Origin of the sequence: Robinsoniella sp. RHS (genome assembly GCF_001029355.1) — a bacterium.
GTDB classification, from domain to species: Bacteria; Bacillota; Clostridia; order Lachnospirales; family Lachnospiraceae; genus Robinsoniella; species Robinsoniella peoriensis.
In genome coordinates this window covers 1-17,239 of the sequence record NZ_JNGB01000029.1, presented here as the reverse complement: position 1 = coordinate 17,239, position 17,239 = coordinate 1, and the positions used below count along the sequence as shown (strand labels likewise).

Below are 17,239 nucleotides of genomic sequence, written 5' to 3'. Positions count from 1 at the left end.
CGAGTACCGGGGGTATCTTTCATTTTCAGGTTATATACAAAGGAGAATTGATTTTGGAAAAATGGTTTGTAACGGCAAAAAGAGCAGATTTCAAGGAAATTTCCAGCAGATTTGGAATTAATCAGGTGACCGCCAGGATAATTCGCAACCGGGATATTGTAGGGGATGAAGCGATTAAGGAATACTTGAATGGCGGATTGGCGGATCTTCATGATCCTAAACTTTTACGTGGTGCCCGGGAAGCTGTCGCTCTTTTGAACAATAAGATCAATGAAGGCAAAAAAATCCGTATTATTGGAGATTATGATATTGACGGGGTCAATGCGACCTATATCCTATATAAGGGCCTTCTGCGGTGCAATGCCAATGTAGATTACGAGATCCCTGACAGAATGAAAGATGGGTACGGAATCAATGAACAGCTGATACAGTATGCATATGAGGAAGGTGTGGATACCATTGTAACCTGTGACAATGGCATAGCCGCAATAGACCAGATTGCATATGCGAAAAATCTGGGAATGACAGTTATTATTACGGATCATCATGAGCTGTTATTTAAAGAGGAAGAAGGAGAAAAGATATGTATCCGACCAAATGCAGATGTGATTATTAATCCCAAGCAGCCGGAATGTAATTATCCTTTTCCCAATCTCTGTGGTGCGGCAGTGGCATTCAAACTGATATCCTGCATGTTCGAAGATCATAAGATACCCAAAGAAGAAGCAGAAGCGTTTATTGAATTTGCAGCAATTGCTACCGTTGGTGATGTTATGGACCTGATCGGAGAAAATCGTATTATCGTCAAAGAGGGGCTCAGGCGCCTGACTAATACGCAAAATAATGGTTTGAAATCCCTGATAAAAGTAAATGGTCTGGAAGAGTCTGATATATGCGCTTATCACATTGGTTTTGTCCTTGGGCCATGCATTAACGCCAGCGGGCGTCTGGATACGGCTAAACGTGCCCTTGCGCTGCTTCTTGCTGAATCAGAGGGAGATGCGCTTAGGATGGCGGAAGAACTGAAAAGTCTGAATGATGAACGTAAGGCTATGACGCTGAAAGGATTTGAACAGGCAGTTGAACTGGTGGAGACTACAGAATTAAAAGAGGATAAGGTGCTGGTTGTCTATCTTCCAGACTGCCATGAAAGTCTGGCTGGTATTATTGCGGGGCGTATCCGTGAACGTTTTCATAAGCCGGTTTTTGTACTGACGGATGCAGAAGATGGAGTGAAAGGTTCCGGGCGATCTATTGAAGCCTATAATATGTTTGAAGAAATGGTGAAATGCCAGGAATTATTTACAAAATTTGGCGGACATCCAATGGCGGCAGGATTGTCTATAAAAAAAGAAGATGTGGAAAAGTTAAGGATTCGTTTAAATGAACTTACAACATTGACTGAGGATGATTTTATTCCAAGAGTTTCCATTGACGTTGCCATGCCAATCGATTATATTTCAGAAGAACTGATAGAAGAGCTGGAGGTATTGGAGCCATTTGGAAAAGCTAATCCCAAGCCTGTATTTGCAGAAAAGAATCTGAATGTGTTAAGTGCCAGAATTCTTGGGCAGAATAAAAATGTAATCAAAATGCAGGTTTTAAATTCCCAGGGAATGGTAATGGATGCCATGTATTTTGGAGATGTGGAAAAATTTAATACTTATGTTACGGAAAAATTCGGTACTGCAGAAGTAGAGAAAATGTACCAGAACCGGGAAAATACAATCAGTATTTCGGCAACGTACTACCCGCAGGTAAATGTGTTTCGAAATGTGAGGAATATGCAGATCGTTATACAGAATTATAATTAAAAAGGAGGATACGAAATGTTAAATATAGGAAGTCATATTTCTTCTTCAAAGGGATATTATGCGATGGGGAAGCAGGCAGTGAAGCTGGGAGCCAATACCTTTGCATTTTTTACGCGTAATCCAAGAGGAGGAAAAGCGAAAGAAATAGATGAAGCAGATGTTGCTAAATATCTGGAACTTGCTCAAGAACAGGATTTTGCAAAAATAGTCGCACATGCACCCTATACTTTAAACGGCTGTTCTGCAGATGAGGGACTTCGCAAATTTGCCAAAGATACAATGGCAGACGATCTGCGCCGTATGGAGTATACGCCCGGAAATTACTATAATTTCCATCCGGGAAGCCATGTAAAGCAGGGAGTGGAGATTGGAATAGATTATATTGCACAGATGCTAAATGAAATCTTAAAACCGGAACAGAATACAATTGTTTTGCTGGAGACGATGGCTGGCAAAGGAAGTGAAGTTGGACGCACTTTTGAAGAATTAAAAGAAATTATTGATAAAGTGGAATTATCGGATAAACTGGGGGTATGCCTGGATACCTGCCATGTCTGGGATGCAGGATATGATATTGTAAATGACCTGGATGGGGTGATCACACACTTTGACAGCGTAATCGGACTGGACCGTCTTCGTGCCATACATTTGAATGACAGCCAGAATCCATTTGAGAGCCACAAAGACAGACATGCCAAAATAGGCGAAGGAAGTATTGGTATCGAGGCATTCGGCCGGATTATCAATCATCCGGCGCTCTGTGGTCTGCCCTTTGTACTGGAAACTCCTAATGATGATGAAGGATGGGCGAAAGAAATTGCCATGCTCCGGGAAATGTTTATACAAAATTAATTTGTATTTCAAAGCAGTATAACGTATAATTGTTGATTATACGATAATATTTATCACATAGTTGGAGAGGAGATTTTTATGAAAAAGTTTGGTTGGAAAGTCCTGGCGGTCATTGCAGCTCTTTTGATCGCGGGAATCTATTACTACGTAACTTTGCCTGCTATTAATATTCATGCATCCGGATTCTGGACATTTTTAATGGCAGCTGTGGTCATCGTAGTTATTATTTACGGCTTACCGAGAATTAGGACGGTAGAGGATGCCAAAGACAGCAAAGGTCTGAAATTTGGTATCGGCATACTGGCATTGGTAGTTATCGTTTATATAGGAGGAAGTATTCTTTCTTCCCCGATTATCAATGCAAATAAGTACCAGAAGCTGATCACTGTGCAGACAAGAGATTTTAATGAGGATATCAAAGAGGCGGATTATTCTAAAATACCTCTTTTAGACAGAGATTCTGCAACACTTTTAGGAAATCGTAAAATGGGCAGTATGGTAGACATGGTTTCCCAGTTTGAAGTCAGTGATCTGTACACACAGATTAATTATCAGGATACTCCGGTTAGAGTAACACCCCTTGTATATGCCAATCTGATTAAGTGGTTTACCAACCAGTCAGAAGGGATACCGGCATATATCAAAATTGATATGGCAACTCAGGACACAGAACTTGTAAAACTGGATAAGCCGATCAAATATTCACAATCAGAGCATTTAAACCGGAACATTGACAGACATCTCAGGTTCCGCTATCCGACTTATATTTTCGATACACTTAGTTTTGAAATCGATGATAATGGTACACCATACTGGGTATGCCCGGTAAAAAAATACAATATCGGGTTATTTGGCGGTGTCACTATCGGAAGAGTGGTACTTTGCAATGCCATAACAGGAGAAACACAGGATTTTGCAGTAGAAGATTGTCCGCAGTGGGTTGATCATGTGTATTCTGCTGATCTTTTGGTTCAGCTCTATGATTACTATGGAACCTTAAAGAATGGTTATTTTAACAGCGTTCTGGGACAGAAAGGCTGTCTGCGCACCACAACAGGATACAACTATCTGGCATTAGAAGATGATGTATGGGTTTATACCGGTATTACTTCTGTCAGTGGTGATCAGTCCAATGTAGGATTCGTGCTGATGAACCAGCGAACGATGGAAACCAGATTTTACGAGATCAACGGAGCCGAGGAATACTCAGCCATGGGTTCTGCAGAGGGCCAGGTACAGCATCTTGGGTACAAATCAACCTTCCCGCTCCTTTTGAATATAGCGGGAGAGCCGACCTATTTTATGGCATTGAAGGACAGCGCAGGACTTGTCAAAATGTACGCTATGGTTAATATTCAAAAATACCAGAATGTTGCTATCGGAGATACAGCGGCTGAGTGTGAAAAATCATATCGAAGCCTTCTAAAGCAGAATGGAATAGCCGTGGAGGAAACAAGATCAGTAAATGAAGCCAAAGGCAAGATTCAGAAAATAGCCCAGGGCGTTGTGGATGGAAATTCCCATTACTATATTATGTTAGAGGGGAATAAGGAGATCTTTGATGTCTCAGTTGTAGATTACCTGGATATTATTAAATATAATGAGGGTGATCAGATTACACTGGAATATACGCCGGGAGATAAGGCGAATACGGTATTGAGTATTAAATAATAAGAAAAAATCGGTATTAGATTTATTGATAATCTAGTACCGATTTTTATTTTTTCGAAATTCCATAATATTAAAAGAGTATTGTATCGTTAAATAAATCTAATAGCTGAAAGGGCTTTATTAAAATAAAAAAGTAATTCATTACAAAAACCTGCATTTCATTACATCTTACTTCATAAACTTTATTTTGATGTTATAATCAAGAACTATCAATTGATTGGTTAACCAACTGGTTGACTATGGCACTAGAAAATTGTGCAGAGGGGAAGAGGTTAGATGATCAATCCATGGAAATTAAAAAAGCAACTGATTAATACAGATATATGCAGAAATTGTTTCAATAAAAAATATGGACTTAATTTGCAAAAAGAAGACATTCTTTATAGCTATTATGCTGCGAAATGTAGTGAATGCAATGCTCTTAAACATACAGTAAAAGGCTTTAGAGTTAAAGGAATGATAAAGATATTGTGTTGTAAAAGAGGTTTCGTCAAGAAATCATATTAGAGATAAGGATTCTTTGACGGTACAGGTATTAATCAATGGTTTATAAAAGGTCTACTTTTAATTATAAAATTATTGGTACAGAAAAAGTCATTTGTAAATTTACCAGGCGTAAAATTGGAAAAAGAGCTGGATTGCTTGAAAATCGTGGGAAAATTGGTATTATGTGATAAAATTAGGAAAAAATAAAGTGGCTGGTAAATAATGTAAAAAAGCTTGATTTTATGGGGGTTTTGAGGTATAGTGGGAAGAAAGAATGGTGGAAAAACGTTGGATTAATAGTAATATGGGATATATTGAAACGCACTTAGAAATTCCTCCCCAGAAACAGAAACCTGATTAATAGTAATATGGGATATATTGAAACTAATAATCGATTGCTACATATACAAGGTCTGTGCTGATTAATAGTAATATGGGATATATTGAAACAATCAAATTCGAGTAAAGCATTTGAAGTTATCTTGATTAATAGTAATATGGGATATATTGAAACTGAATTATCGTATGCTGTAAAAGAATGCGGTGTTGATTAATAGTAATATGGGATATATTGAAACCTTACTTGGCTTTCAGATTATGTTGTTAAATTTGGATTAATAGTAATATGGGATATATTGAAACTAAATACTCCTTTTCTTGCACCCTTTATTAGAGGGAAGATTAATAGTAATATGGGATATATTGAAACCTTACTTGGCTTTCAGATTATGTTGTTAAATTTGGATTAATAGTAATATGGGATATATTGAAACTCATTTTTAAAAACCGTTATTAATACTGTGAAAGCATGATTAATAGTAATATGGGATATATTGAAACATACATTTTTGAAACTTTTTAAATCATTTTTGATTGATTAATAGTAATATGGGATATATTGAAACGTAAATGCTTAATCACCGTTCATAAACGGAGGCGTTGATTAATAGTAATATGGGATATATTGAAACGTGTACCACAAAGATACAACATTAATAGTAATATGGGATATATTGAAACCTGATTTCTGCGCATGTCATCTTCTTCGGCTCTTTGATTAATAGTAATATGGGATATATTGAAACTGGAAATTTTTGTGTGGATCTTCTATCCATTTATGATTAATAGTAATATGGGATATATTGAAACAATTATATAGCTGCACGGAAACGACCAGGGCGCAGATTAATAGTAATATGGGATATATTGAAACTTTTCATCGTTACGGCTATCCAGGTACGATTTTGATTAATAGTAATATGGGATATATTGAAACGCAGGTGTTACGTGTCCGATTTTACCTATTAAGCGGATTAATAGTAATATGGGATATATTCAAACCGAGCAATGCGATTACGCTCTCTGATAGAATTCAGATTAATAGTAATATGGATATATTTAAACTATCCTCCTGTTTACAAAAAGAAGCGCCCACCCGAGATTAATAGTAATATGGGATATATTCTAACCAATCACTCCTTTCCGATCAAGCATCTATTCCAGTGTTCAATAGTAAAATCAGACAGTGAGTACTTTTTTAAAACCAATTAAAAGTATAAAATATCAGTAATTTTACAATTCTATCAGTAATTTGTGCATAATATACTCGAACACAGATATAGAAAGGAATAATTAACCAGAGACGATAGCAATCAAAAAATTAATCCTAATTGTTTTTGGTTACTCCTTGACAAATGACCAAGAAATGGTTAGAATAACAGTTAGTCGATATGACAAAAACTGTGATGAGGAGTATTAAGAGTACTTGCGTTTCAGAGAGCTGCCGGATGGTGCGAGGCAGTAACGATAAAACTCCCAACTCGCCTCGGAGTTCCTTGATTGAATTTAGTAGATTAAGGCGGGAATTCCCGTTATAGAATTAATGAGTGCATCCTTTTTGGATGAATTAGAGTGGTACCACGGAAAGTAAAGCCCTTTCGTCTCTATAAGAAGACGAGAGGGCTATTTTTATTTAGGAGGAATGAACAATGGCAGTACCTTATAATCATAAGGCGGTTGAACAAAAATGGCGTAAGAACTGGGAGGCTGACCCGGTAAATGTAAATGATGGTAAGAAACCAAAATATTATTGTCTGGATATGTTCCCATATCCGTCAGGAAATGGACTTCATGTAGGACACTGGAGAGGATATGTAATCTCTGATGTCTGGAGCAGATATAAGATGCTTCAGGGATATTACCTGATTCATCCAATGGGCTGGGATGCGTTCGGACTACCAGCTGAAAACTATGCAATTAAGATGGGAGTGCATCCTGCTAAATCTACAGCAGAGAATGTGTCTAATATCAAACGTCAGATTAATGAAATTGCAGCAATTTACGATTGGGATATGGAAGTGAATACAACCGATCCGAATTTCTATAAATGGACTCAGTGGATATTTGTAAAAATGTTCAAGGCTGGATTAGCATATGAAAAGGAATTTCCTATTAACTGGTGCCCATCCTGTAAGACAGGACTTGCCAATGAAGAAGTTGTAAATGGGGCTTGTGAACGCTGTGGAACTCCTGTTACCAAGAAAAATTTAAGACAATGGATGCTGAAGATTACCGCATATGCTGACCGTCTGTTATCAGATCTGGATAAATTGGATTGGCCGGAAAAGGTAAAAAAGATGCAGTCTGACTGGATCGGAAAGAGTCATGGTGCTGAAGTTGACTTTAAAGTTGACGGGACAGATAATGCAATCACAGTTTATACAACGAGACCGGACACTCTTTACGGTGCAACATTCATGGTACTTGCTCCGGAGCATGCCATGGCTAAAGAATTGGCAACGGATGAAACAAGAGCAGAAGTAGAAGACTATATCTTCAAAGCGTCCATGAAATCTTCTGTTGACAGACTTCAGGATAAAGAAAAAACAGGTGTATTTACAGGAAGCTATGCAATAAATCCAATCAATGGTGCCAAGGTACCGATTTGGTTATCCGATTATGTACTTGCTGATTATGGTACAGGAGCGATTATGTGTGTACCGGCACATGATGACCGTGACTTTGAATTTGCAACAAAGTTTGGTATTCCGATTGTCCAGGTAATTGCTAAAGACGGTAAAGAAATTGAAAATATGACAGAAGCATATACAGAGCCAGGCATTATGATTAATTCCGGTGAATTCAACGGAATGAGCAGTCTGGATGCAAAACGTGATCTGCCGTCTCGTCTGGAGGACAGAGGAATCGGCAAGGTAACCACAAACTATAAACTGCGTGACTGGGTATTTTCCAGACAGCGTTACTGGGGAGAGCCGATTCCAATTGTTCACTGTGAACACTGTGGTGCGGTTCCGGTTCCGGAAGACCAGCTTCCGCTTACACTGCCTGAGGTTGAGAGCTATCAGCCGACAGGTACCGGAGAATCACCGCTTGCTGGAATTGATGAGTGGGTAAATACTACATGTCCGGTTTGTGGGGCGCCTGCAAAGAGAGAAACCAATACCATGCCTCAGTGGGCTGGTTCATCCTGGTATTTCTTACGTTATGTAGACAGCCATAATAATGAAGAACTGGTTTCCAAAGAAAAAGCAGATAAACTCCTGCCGGTTGATATGTATATCGGTGGTGTAGAACATGCAGTTCTTCATTTGCTGTATTCCAGATTTTATACCAAGTTCCTGAACGATATTGGAGTTGTAGATTTTGACGAGCCATTTACAAAATTGTTCAATCAGGGAATGATTACCGGTAAAAATGGTATTAAGATGAGTAAATCAAAAGGAAATGTCGTTTCTCCGGATGATTTAGTTAATGATTATGGATGTGATTCCCTTAGAATGTATGAACTTTTCGTAGGACCGCCGGAATTAGATGCAGAGTGGGATGACAGAGGAATCGATGGAGTATATCGGTTTATCAACCGTTTCTGGAATCTGGTAATGGATAATAAGGATAAAAACATGGCTGCATCCAAAGAGATGGTCAAAATCCGTCATAGAATGGTTCATGATATTACACAGCGTCTGGAAAGCTTTAACTTAAATACCGTAATCTCCGGTTTTATGGAATATAATAATAAGATGATCGACCTTGCTAAAAAAGAAGGCGGCATTGATCAGGAAACTTTAGAGACAGCAGTGATTCTGCTCTCTCCATTTGCACCTCATTTGAGTGAGGAACTTTGGGAAGAGTTAGGAAACAGCGGTTCTGTATTTAAGAATCAGTGGCCGGTGCATGATGAAGATGCGATGAAGGATGATGAGATTGAAGTTCCGGTACAGATTAATGGCAAAACAAAAGCTGTTATTAATGTTCCGGCAGAGATTTCTAAAGAAGATGCAATTGCGGCTGGTAAAGAAGCAGTTGCGGATAAACTGACGGGTACCATTGTAAAAGAAATTTATGTGCCTAAGAAAATTATTAATATTGTGCAGAAATAAGAAGAATGTGACAGTCATAGGAAATCTATGGCTGTCTTTTATGTATGCATGTTTATAACTAATTTTACAATTATATGCATGAAACTGTTGACAACCCAGAAATTTAGTGTTAAATTTGATTAAGCGGGAAAGCAGTTGAAGGCAACTTTTGAATCTGTCTTTCTTTTTTTACGAATTATTTTACATTTTATTTAGGAGGATTTAGGAATGAAAAAGATGATTGTAACTGCACTTGCTGCATCCCTTATTTTATCACTTGCAGGATGTGGAAGCAAAGGAGCAGAAACGGAAAAAACCACAGCGGCAGCTGGCGAAACAAAAGAAGCAGGAGCGGAGGCAGCAGGTACAGAAGCCACAGGCGGTACTTTAGTAATGGCTACCAATGCGGAGTTTCCTCCATATGAATACCGCGAAGGAGATAATGTAGTTGGTATTGATGTGGAAATTGGTGAAGCAATTGCAAAAAGCATGGGAATGGAATTAAAAGTAGAGGATATGGCATTTGACTCAATTATTGTAGCAGTGGATGCAGGAAAAGCAGATGTAGGGCTTGCTGGACTTACTGTAACAGAAGATCGCCTTATGAATGTTAATTTCTCAGATCCATATACAACAGCTACGCAGGTAGTTATTGTTAAAGATGACAGTCCGATCACTTCCCCGAATGACCTGGAAGGAAAGAAGATCGGTGTTCAGCTTGGTACTACCGGAGATCAGTATGCAGGAGATATCAAGGATGCTACGGTAGAAAGATACAACAAAGGTTTCGAAGCAGTACAGGCAATGACTCAGGGAAAAATTGATGCAGTAATCATTGACCGTGAGCCGGCAAAAGTGTTTGTTGAGCAGAATGAAGGCATCAAAATGTTAGATGAAGCTTATACAGAAGAAGAATATGCAATTGCTATCAAAAAAGATAATGAAGAGTTATTGAAAAAGGTAAATACTGCACTTGCAGAACTGAAATCTTCAGGAGAACTGCAGAAAATCCTGGATAAATATATTAAGGCACAATAAAACAAAGGAAGATAAGCTATGGCGGAAAAATTTTATCTCAATTTTATTAAAGATGACCGTTGGAAATACCTTACAGACGGATTGTTAACGACCCTTGAAATTACTTTATTTGCAGTACTTATCGGTATTTTATTGGGATTCCTGGTTGCTGTGATACGTTCGACTTATGAAAAGACAGGAAAACTGAAGATTTTAAATTTCATCTGTAATGTATACCTGACCATAATCCGCGGAACGCCAGTAGTAGTACAGTTATTGATTACGTATTTTGTTATTTTTGCTGCTTTTGACATTAATAAGGTGCTGGTTGCAATCCTTGCTTTTGGTATTAATTCGGGTGCATATGTAGCTGAGATTATTCGTGGAGGAATTCTTTCTATTGATAACGGACAGTTTGAAGCAGGACGAAGCCTGGGTTTTAATTATCCTCAGACTATGATTTATATTATCTTACCACAGGTGTTTAAAAATGTACTTCCGGCTTTGGCGAATGAATTTATCGTATTATTAAAGGAAACATCAGTAGCTGGTTATATCGCATTGCAGGATTTGACAAAAGGCGGCGATATTATTCGAAGCCAGACATATTCTGCGACTATGCCTCTTCTGGCAGTAGCGGCAATCTATTTAGTACTGGTTATGATATTTACGTATCTGGTAAAATGTCTTGAAAGGAGGCTGCGTAACAGTGAGCGATAGAGGAGAAGTTTTAATTCGAGTTCAGAATCTTACAAAAGCCTTTGGTGATTTTAAGGCATTAAATGATGTATCTACAGAAATCCGTTCCGGTGAAGTTGTATTTATTGTCGGACCGTCCGGTTCTGGTAAAAGTACATTTCTGCGTTGCCTGAATCGATTGGAAGAGCCGACTTCAGGACATATTTTATTTGAAGGTGTAGATATACTGGATCCAAAAACAGACATTAACCTTCATCGTCAGAAGATGGGAATGGTGTTTCAGCACTTTAATCTTTTTCCGCACATGACAATACTTAAAAATATGACGATTGCGCCTATGAAGCTTCAGAAGAAGACACAGGAAGAAGCAGAAAAGGAAGCAATGCAGCTGTTAGAAAAAGTCGGGCTTGCTGACAGGGCAAATGCTTATCCAAGCCAGTTATCCGGAGGACAAAAACAGCGAATTGCTATCGTGCGTTCTCTTTGTATGAAGCCGGATGTGATGCTGTTTGATGAGCCTACTTCAGCCCTTGATCCGGAAATGGTAGGAGAGGTACTGAACGTTATGGCAGATCTGGCAAGAGAAAATATGACAATGGTAGTAGTAACACACGAGATGGGATTTGCAAAAGAAGTTGCAGACCGTATTCTGTTTATGGCAGAAGGGCAGATAATAGAAGAAAATAATCCCAAAGACTTCTTTGGTAATCCAAAGAGTGAAAGACTGAAGAGCTTTTTGAGTAAAGTATTATAGATTATTGAAATAAATAATAGGTTTAATTAAAAGTTATTGCGTTGCCCTAAATGGGTAATACAATAACTTTTTTATTAAACACAATTAACTCCAAATAATACACGTTTATTGCGAAATTTATTCACCAGGACCTCTGCATTATGCCAATTCAGCGGCAATGCAGACATATGTTAACTTAGCGAACCGGGGTGTATTCAATCTCTGATTCTTCTTCCGTAGATTCCAATTTAAATATAACCGGGCGCAGACCGTCATTGCAGCTGCAGATCGCAACTCCTGGTTTCCGGATCCAATCGCCATAGTAAAATAAGTCTTTTCCGGTGCCGTGTGCCAGAGCAAAAACATATTGATAAATTGCTTTCCAGGCCTCATCGCAAAAGCCGTCTGGTTTTGCATAGTCAGCATAAAAGGTTTGCCCTTCTTTCATCATGGGACATGCAGTCAATCCTTCTGCTCCATATTCATTTGCTAATTCTTTGTCTAAAGTCGTTTTCAATACAGTGATTTTTACTTTTTTCATAATGGTTCATATCCTCCTGAAATTACGAAATCTGTTCGATACCGGAAATATTAGAGTCAATAATCATAGAATAGTTGGTATGGTAAATAACAAATCCTGGCTTTCCGCCATTGGTTTTTTTTACATGCTTCTTTTCTACATAATCTATTTCTACTTTTTCCGCATTACGGTTTTTTGAATAATATGCTGCCAGACGGGCTGCCTCCTCAAAAGTACGGTCGGGAAGTTCTTCGTTGTTTGCTTTTACAATTACGTGAGAGCCGGGCGCTCCTTTGGCATGGAACCACCAGTCATTTCCGGTAGCGATTTTAAATGTAAGCTCATCATTCTGGAAATTGTTTTTTCCAACATACATATGGTAACCGTCACTGGACAGGTAGTGAAATGGCTTTGAAGTAATCTTCACTTTTTTGCCGGTATATTTACGTTTAATATAACCGTAATCCATTAACTCTTCTTTTACCTGAACCAGATCTTCCTCAGACAAAGCAATGTCCAGAGAAGTGCTGATGGATTCCAGATGTTTGATTTCATCCTGAGTCTCTTCGATCAGATCAGTCAGTGCCTCATATGTACGCTTTAATTTATTGTATTTATCAAAATTCTTTTTTGCATTTTCCTGTGGAGTTAAGGTTGGATCCAGAGGAATCGTAATCATTTCGTTGGTATAGTAATTAAGTGCCTCTAATTTTTTAGCGCCAGATTCCAGGTTATATCCATAAGTATTGATCAGTTCTCCATACACCTTATGTTTATCCCGTTTTTCCGTATCCTTAAGCTGTTTCAGCTGCAGATCGTATTTTTTACGGTTACGTTCCAGAGCAGTCTGGACAATTCTTCTGAGATCGGAAGATTTTTGGCGGATACGGGTTATTGTATTTTTTACGGCATAGTAATTTTCCAGAACCTCCGAGATACCTGGATAGATTTTCGTGGTTTTGTCTTCGTACTGAGTCAGCGGAATACTGGAAAAATCGATCGGTTCTTCACCCTGAAATATAATATTCGGAGAGAAAATACCGTTTTTTACATCCTCCATAATAAAGGAAAAGATACGGTAAAGGTGGGTTAATTCCAGTTCGCTGAAACTATTGGCGCTCTGGTCAGATTCCAGGGATGCACGATGGCATATTTCTTCTGCAGTCAGAGGGCTGATACCTGTGAATGTCGTATAGAGAGCTTTCGCAAGAGCCATTGGTTTAGAAGAAATCTCTGCTGCAAAAGTTTCCGTGGTAACCTCTAACGGATTCCATTTATGCTGCGTCTCTGGAATAAAGTATGTCCGCCCCGGCAGTACTTCCCGGACAGAACTCATTTGCAGGGACACATGTTTGATACTGTCAATGATCATATTTTCTTCGTTGCAGAAAATAATGTTGCTGTGTTTTCCCATGATTTCCACAACGAGGGTTTTTCTGCACACATCACCCAGTTCGTTTAAATGTTCAATCTCAAAATTAATAATTCGTTCCAGTCCCGGCTGCCAGACCCGAAGAATCTTGCCACTGCCGATATGTTTCCGAAGCAGCATACAGAAATTAGGAGCAGTCATAGGACTTGGCTTATTTACCTTGGTCAGATAAATAAGGGGCAGACTGGCACCTGCAGAAATCAGCAGGCGGTACTGAGTTTTTTGATTTTTTATGGTAAGCATCAGCTCGTCATTTTCCGGCTGAGCAATCTTGTTGATTTTACCGCCACATATGGTATCGTTTAATTCCTTTACCATATTGGCAATTACAATTCCGTCTAAAGCCATGTTTTTCATCCTCCTGGTGTGAATCTTATATCCACATATGTAAGAAGTGGATTCTTAATAGTATAGCAGATAAGAGGGGGAAAATCTAGAGAAATTCAGTTTTCCACAACAAAGAACCTCTTATCAAAAAAACTCTTCTATTCCACAAATGAAAGCGTTATAATAACATTCAAAGCAATAAGAAAGCAATAAGTAATATATTATATTTTAACATTTCAATTGGACAGATAAAATGAAGGAGACACATGCAGATTAACAGATTATTTGAAATCGTATATTTATTATTGGAGAAACAGGGGACTACGGCGCGTGAGCTTGCGGAGCATTTTGAGGTTTCGGTAAGGACAGTTTACCGAGATATTGATACGCTGTGCCAGGCGGGAATCCCGATTTATACAAATAAAGGCAGAGGCGGCGGGATTCATCTGATGGATAACTTTATACTGGACAAGTCCGTTTTGTCGGATATGGAGCGTCAGGAAATTCTGTGGGGATTGCAGGGTCTAAATGCGGTTAAAGCGGCAGATAATGATGAAGTGCTGTCCAGAATGCGGTCTCTTTTTGGGGCACATAAAACGGATTGGGTACAGGTTGATTTTTCGGACTGGACCGATCAGCGGCAGAAGGTCTTTGGGAAGATCAAAGAAGGGATTATTCTAAAAAAGGTGATCCAGATTGAATATTATAATTCAGAAGGCGTAAAATCTACCAGACAGGTAGAGCCATTGCAGCTTTGGTTCAAGGATAAGAGCTGGTATTTGAAAGGATTTTGCAGGAAAGCAGGAGAAATGCGGCTTTTTCGGATTACCCGAATGAAGCAGGTGAAGGCATTGGAGGAGAACTTTGACAGAATGCTGCCGGTACAGGAATCCAAAGCAAAGAAAGGTTACCGTGAGCAAAGTTATATGGTGGAGATAACACTTCATATAGATGCATCCTGTGCTTACCGGGTGTATGATGAGTTTGAGGAAGCACAGATTCAGGTTCAGGAAGATGGCAGCTTTCTGGCTAAATTAAAATGTCCCGAAAATGAATGGGTTTACGGTTACATCCTTTCTTATGGACCATTAGTCCGGGTGATGGCGCCTGAGCGGGTGAAAAAACTCGTAAAAGAAAGATTGGAAAATACTTTGAAATATTATTGCTGACGATTTATTTAATATGACATGCAGTTGTCAGATTATGCCTGTTATACTCTCTTTAACCGATACGAAATTTATGCGGTAATAAAAACAGAAAATAAGAGAGGTATCACTATGAATTATGAAATCGTATATTTAGAAGAGAAAAAAGCAGCAGGATTGAAGATCAGAACCAATAATGCCAGCCCGGATATGGGAGCAGAAATAGGCGGACTCTGGAAGCGTTTTTTTGAAGAGGGCATTTTCTTTCAAATGCCGGGAAAGGTGAATGATAAAAGTATTGGATTATATACCAACTACGCGGGAGACCATAAGGATGACTATGACATGTTTGTATGCTGTGAGATAGATAAAGCTGCCCAAATACCGGAAAGCCTGGCGACTACGGTCATTCCCAAGGGAAATTATGCTAAATTCATTGTAAAGGGAAATATGGTAACAGCAGTACAGGAATTCTGGATGAAACTCTGGAGTATGGATTTAAAGAGAACCTATGTGGCAGACTTTGAAGAATACCAGCCTGGAGGCGATATGGATAATGCAGAAATTCATATGTACATCGGAATAGAGAATGCAGATTAATGTAATTAAGTGCAGGATTTAAGATTTATTATATTTGGGTTTAGATGAGTAATGACGCTTTGTAAATGATAGGTAGTGTACGGAAAGAGAAGGGGGCGAGCCAGGACATTGATTTGGAAGGCTTACCGCAGAACTGGCATTTTCTAACCTTCCCAGAGCCCTTTTTGGCGGCACGCGGGCATTCGCTCCGAAATCCTGATGCATTTCGCAGCTCACTGCCCGCTTAGTATCCGATGGGAGCCAGTCGAATACTATCCGCCAAAAAGCACTCTGGGAAGGTAAGTAAATACTCAGCTCTGCTATATGCCTTCCAAATCAATGTCCTGGCTCGCCCCCTCCTCTTTCCGAGATAGCATTCGTTGATACAAAGCTGGTTTTCTCAGCGTGGTGGGACCCTGGGGTTGTGGCATGCTGAACAATATTGGCGTTAAGCAACTGATCTTGAGAACGGGATTTGTTTTATATTCTGCAATAAGAAAAAGGAATAGACTTTCATCTTCTATTATGCATAAACTGTCAAAATATACCGCTCTACATCCAATAAAGAACAGCCTGTCACAGCCCAGGGGTCCGACCATGCTGAGAAATTCAGCTTTGTGGCGGCAACCTGGATCTCGGAAAGATGGGTGTGGGAAACTGGCATGGGCGGAGGAAGCGTAGAGCAGAGCTGAGTATTTACTTACCTTTTCGAAGTGTTTTTTGGCGGATAGTATTCGACTGGCTCCCATCGGATACTAAGCGGGTACTGAACCGAGAAATGCATCAGGATTTCTCGGTGAATACCCGCGTGCCGCCAAAAAGCGCTTCGGAAAGGTTAGAAAATACCAGTTCTGCGGCCAGCTGACGGAGCCCATGCCAGTTTCCCACACCCATCTTTACGTTGCACTATCTACATCTACAAAGCGTCCCTTCCTCAACAAAACCCCAATTTAACCAGTATAACAGGATTTTGCTGTTGACTACACATTTGATATCCCGTTTTCGACACTTGCAAGAAGACGAAAAGCCGATACACCTTATAAATACTGAGGTTATCGGCTTATACTGATTATGAAATTGTTGTATGTAAACGTTACTTTAAAATTTTTTTAATTGTTCCATTCAGTTCCTTTGGTTTATAATGCAGCCTGTCCAAGTTTAGCGATGTTAGTTGGGTTAGGGCATCTAGTGCCTTGCTACCATTATAGAGAGCCATATATTCGACGTCGTGAATATTCGTCACATTCATATTTTTCAAGGTATTAATTAAGTTTTCTGTCGTCACATGTGTATGCTGGTCATCAAGTTTGGCTTCCAGTAAACGGTACACAAGCAGCGCAGTATAGCAGATCATGAAGTGAGCTCTAATGCGATTTGGCAGACGGTGGTTTACAGGTCTTCCGGTAAAATTTGTTTTCATGATTCGAAAACAGTCTTCAATCTGATATCTTTTGTGGGATACAGCCAATATATCTTTAGCTGGATCCAGAAGATTTGTGGCGACCGCATAATAACCATCATATTTTTCTTCTTCAGCAATCTTTGTTTCGTCAAGTATATATGCGACCGTTGCTTTTTCTACTGA

12 protein-coding genes, 1 CRISPR repeat array and 1 other annotated feature are annotated in these 17,239 nt (G+C 39.1%); of the genes, 9 read left to right on the top strand and 3 right to left on the bottom strand.

What is annotated here, in order from left to right; genetic code table 11:
- The first annotated feature begins 53 nt into the window (after positions 1–53).
- From recJ to RHS_RS14205, 7 genes are all read left to right on the top strand, one after another.
- Positions 54–1,814, top strand: coding sequence for a single-stranded-DNA-specific exonuclease RecJ (recJ, locus tag RHS_RS14240; RefSeq protein WP_047833560.1), 1,761 nt, complete (start codon positions 54–56; stop codon positions 1,812–1,814).
- Positions 1,815–1,829: 15 nt separating this feature from the next.
- Positions 1,830–2,666 carry a deoxyribonuclease IV gene (locus RHS_RS14235; protein ID WP_027294813.1) on the top strand — a complete coding sequence of 279 codons (837 nt, stop codon included), beginning with the start codon at positions 1,830–1,832 and terminating at the stop codon, positions 2,664–2,666.
- A 78-nt stretch (positions 2,667–2,744) separates the two neighbouring features.
- The gene (locus RHS_RS14230; RefSeq protein ID WP_027294812.1) at positions 2,745–4,337 is read left to right on the top strand and encodes a hypothetical protein; all 1,593 of its coding nucleotides are present in this window, start codon (positions 2,745–2,747) and stop codon (positions 4,335–4,337) included.
- A 776-nt stretch (positions 4,338–5,113) separates the two neighbouring features.
- A CRISPR array of direct repeats spans positions 5,114–6,292; the repeat unit is 30 nt; unit sequence GATTAATAGTAATATGGGATATATTGAAAC.
- Between the two features lie 264 nt (positions 6,293–6,556).
- Positions 6,557–6,771: a binding site (T-box leader), on the top strand.
- Between the two features lie 40 nt (positions 6,772–6,811).
- Positions 6,812–9,223: a leucine--tRNA ligase gene (gene leuS / locus RHS_RS14220; RefSeq protein ID WP_027293877.1), complete on the top strand. Its 2,412-nt coding sequence runs from the start codon at positions 6,812–6,814 to the stop codon at positions 9,221–9,223.
- 207 nt (positions 9,224–9,430) lie between these two features.
- Entirely contained in the window at positions 9,431–10,240 is an 810-nt protein-coding gene (locus tag RHS_RS14215) for a basic amino acid ABC transporter substrate-binding protein (RefSeq protein ID WP_027293879.1), read from the top strand.
- Between the two features lie 18 nt (positions 10,241–10,258).
- The gene (locus tag RHS_RS14210; protein WP_044296827.1) at positions 10,259–10,939 is read left to right on the top strand and encodes an amino acid ABC transporter permease; all 681 of its coding nucleotides are present in this window, start codon (positions 10,259–10,261) and stop codon (positions 10,937–10,939) included.
- Positions 10,929–11,672, top strand: a complete 744-nt coding sequence (locus RHS_RS14205; protein WP_176731090.1) for an amino acid ABC transporter ATP-binding protein — start codon at positions 10,929–10,931, stop codon at positions 11,670–11,672. Before RHS_RS14210 ends, RHS_RS14205 begins: the two co-directional genes overlap by 11 nt.
- Before the next feature lie 175 nt (positions 11,673–11,847).
- Here the strand turns inward: RHS_RS14205 and RHS_RS14200 are convergent, their stop codons facing one another.
- Both RHS_RS14200 and RHS_RS14195 read right to left on the bottom strand, forming a co-directional pair.
- On the bottom strand, positions 11,848–12,192 hold the full coding sequence (locus RHS_RS14200; RefSeq protein ID WP_044296820.1) for a TIGR04076 family protein: 345 nt from the start codon (positions 12,190–12,192) through the stop codon (positions 11,848–11,850).
- Positions 12,193–12,214: 22 nt separating this feature from the next.
- Entirely contained in the window at positions 12,215–13,951 is a 1,737-nt protein-coding gene (locus RHS_RS14195; RefSeq protein ID WP_047833559.1) for an NFACT RNA binding domain-containing protein, read from the bottom strand.
- 245 nt (positions 13,952–14,196) lie between these two features.
- On the opposite strand from RHS_RS14195, the gene RHS_RS14190 reads away from it, so the two are divergent.
- Both RHS_RS14190 and RHS_RS14185 read left to right on the top strand, forming a co-directional pair.
- Positions 14,197–15,099, top strand: coding sequence for a YafY family protein (locus RHS_RS14190; RefSeq protein WP_027293884.1), 903 nt, complete (start codon positions 14,197–14,199; stop codon positions 15,097–15,099).
- Positions 15,100–15,207: 108 nt separating this feature from the next.
- Positions 15,208–15,675, top strand: coding sequence for a GyrI-like domain-containing protein (locus tag RHS_RS14185; RefSeq protein ID WP_027293885.1), 468 nt, complete (start codon positions 15,208–15,210; stop codon positions 15,673–15,675).
- A 1,072-nt stretch (positions 15,676–16,747) separates the two neighbouring features.
- Here the strand turns inward: RHS_RS14185 and RHS_RS14175 are convergent.
- Positions 16,748–17,239, bottom strand: a 492-nt coding sequence (locus RHS_RS14175; protein ID WP_047833557.1) for a transposase, incomplete at its 5' end; no start/stop codon positions are given.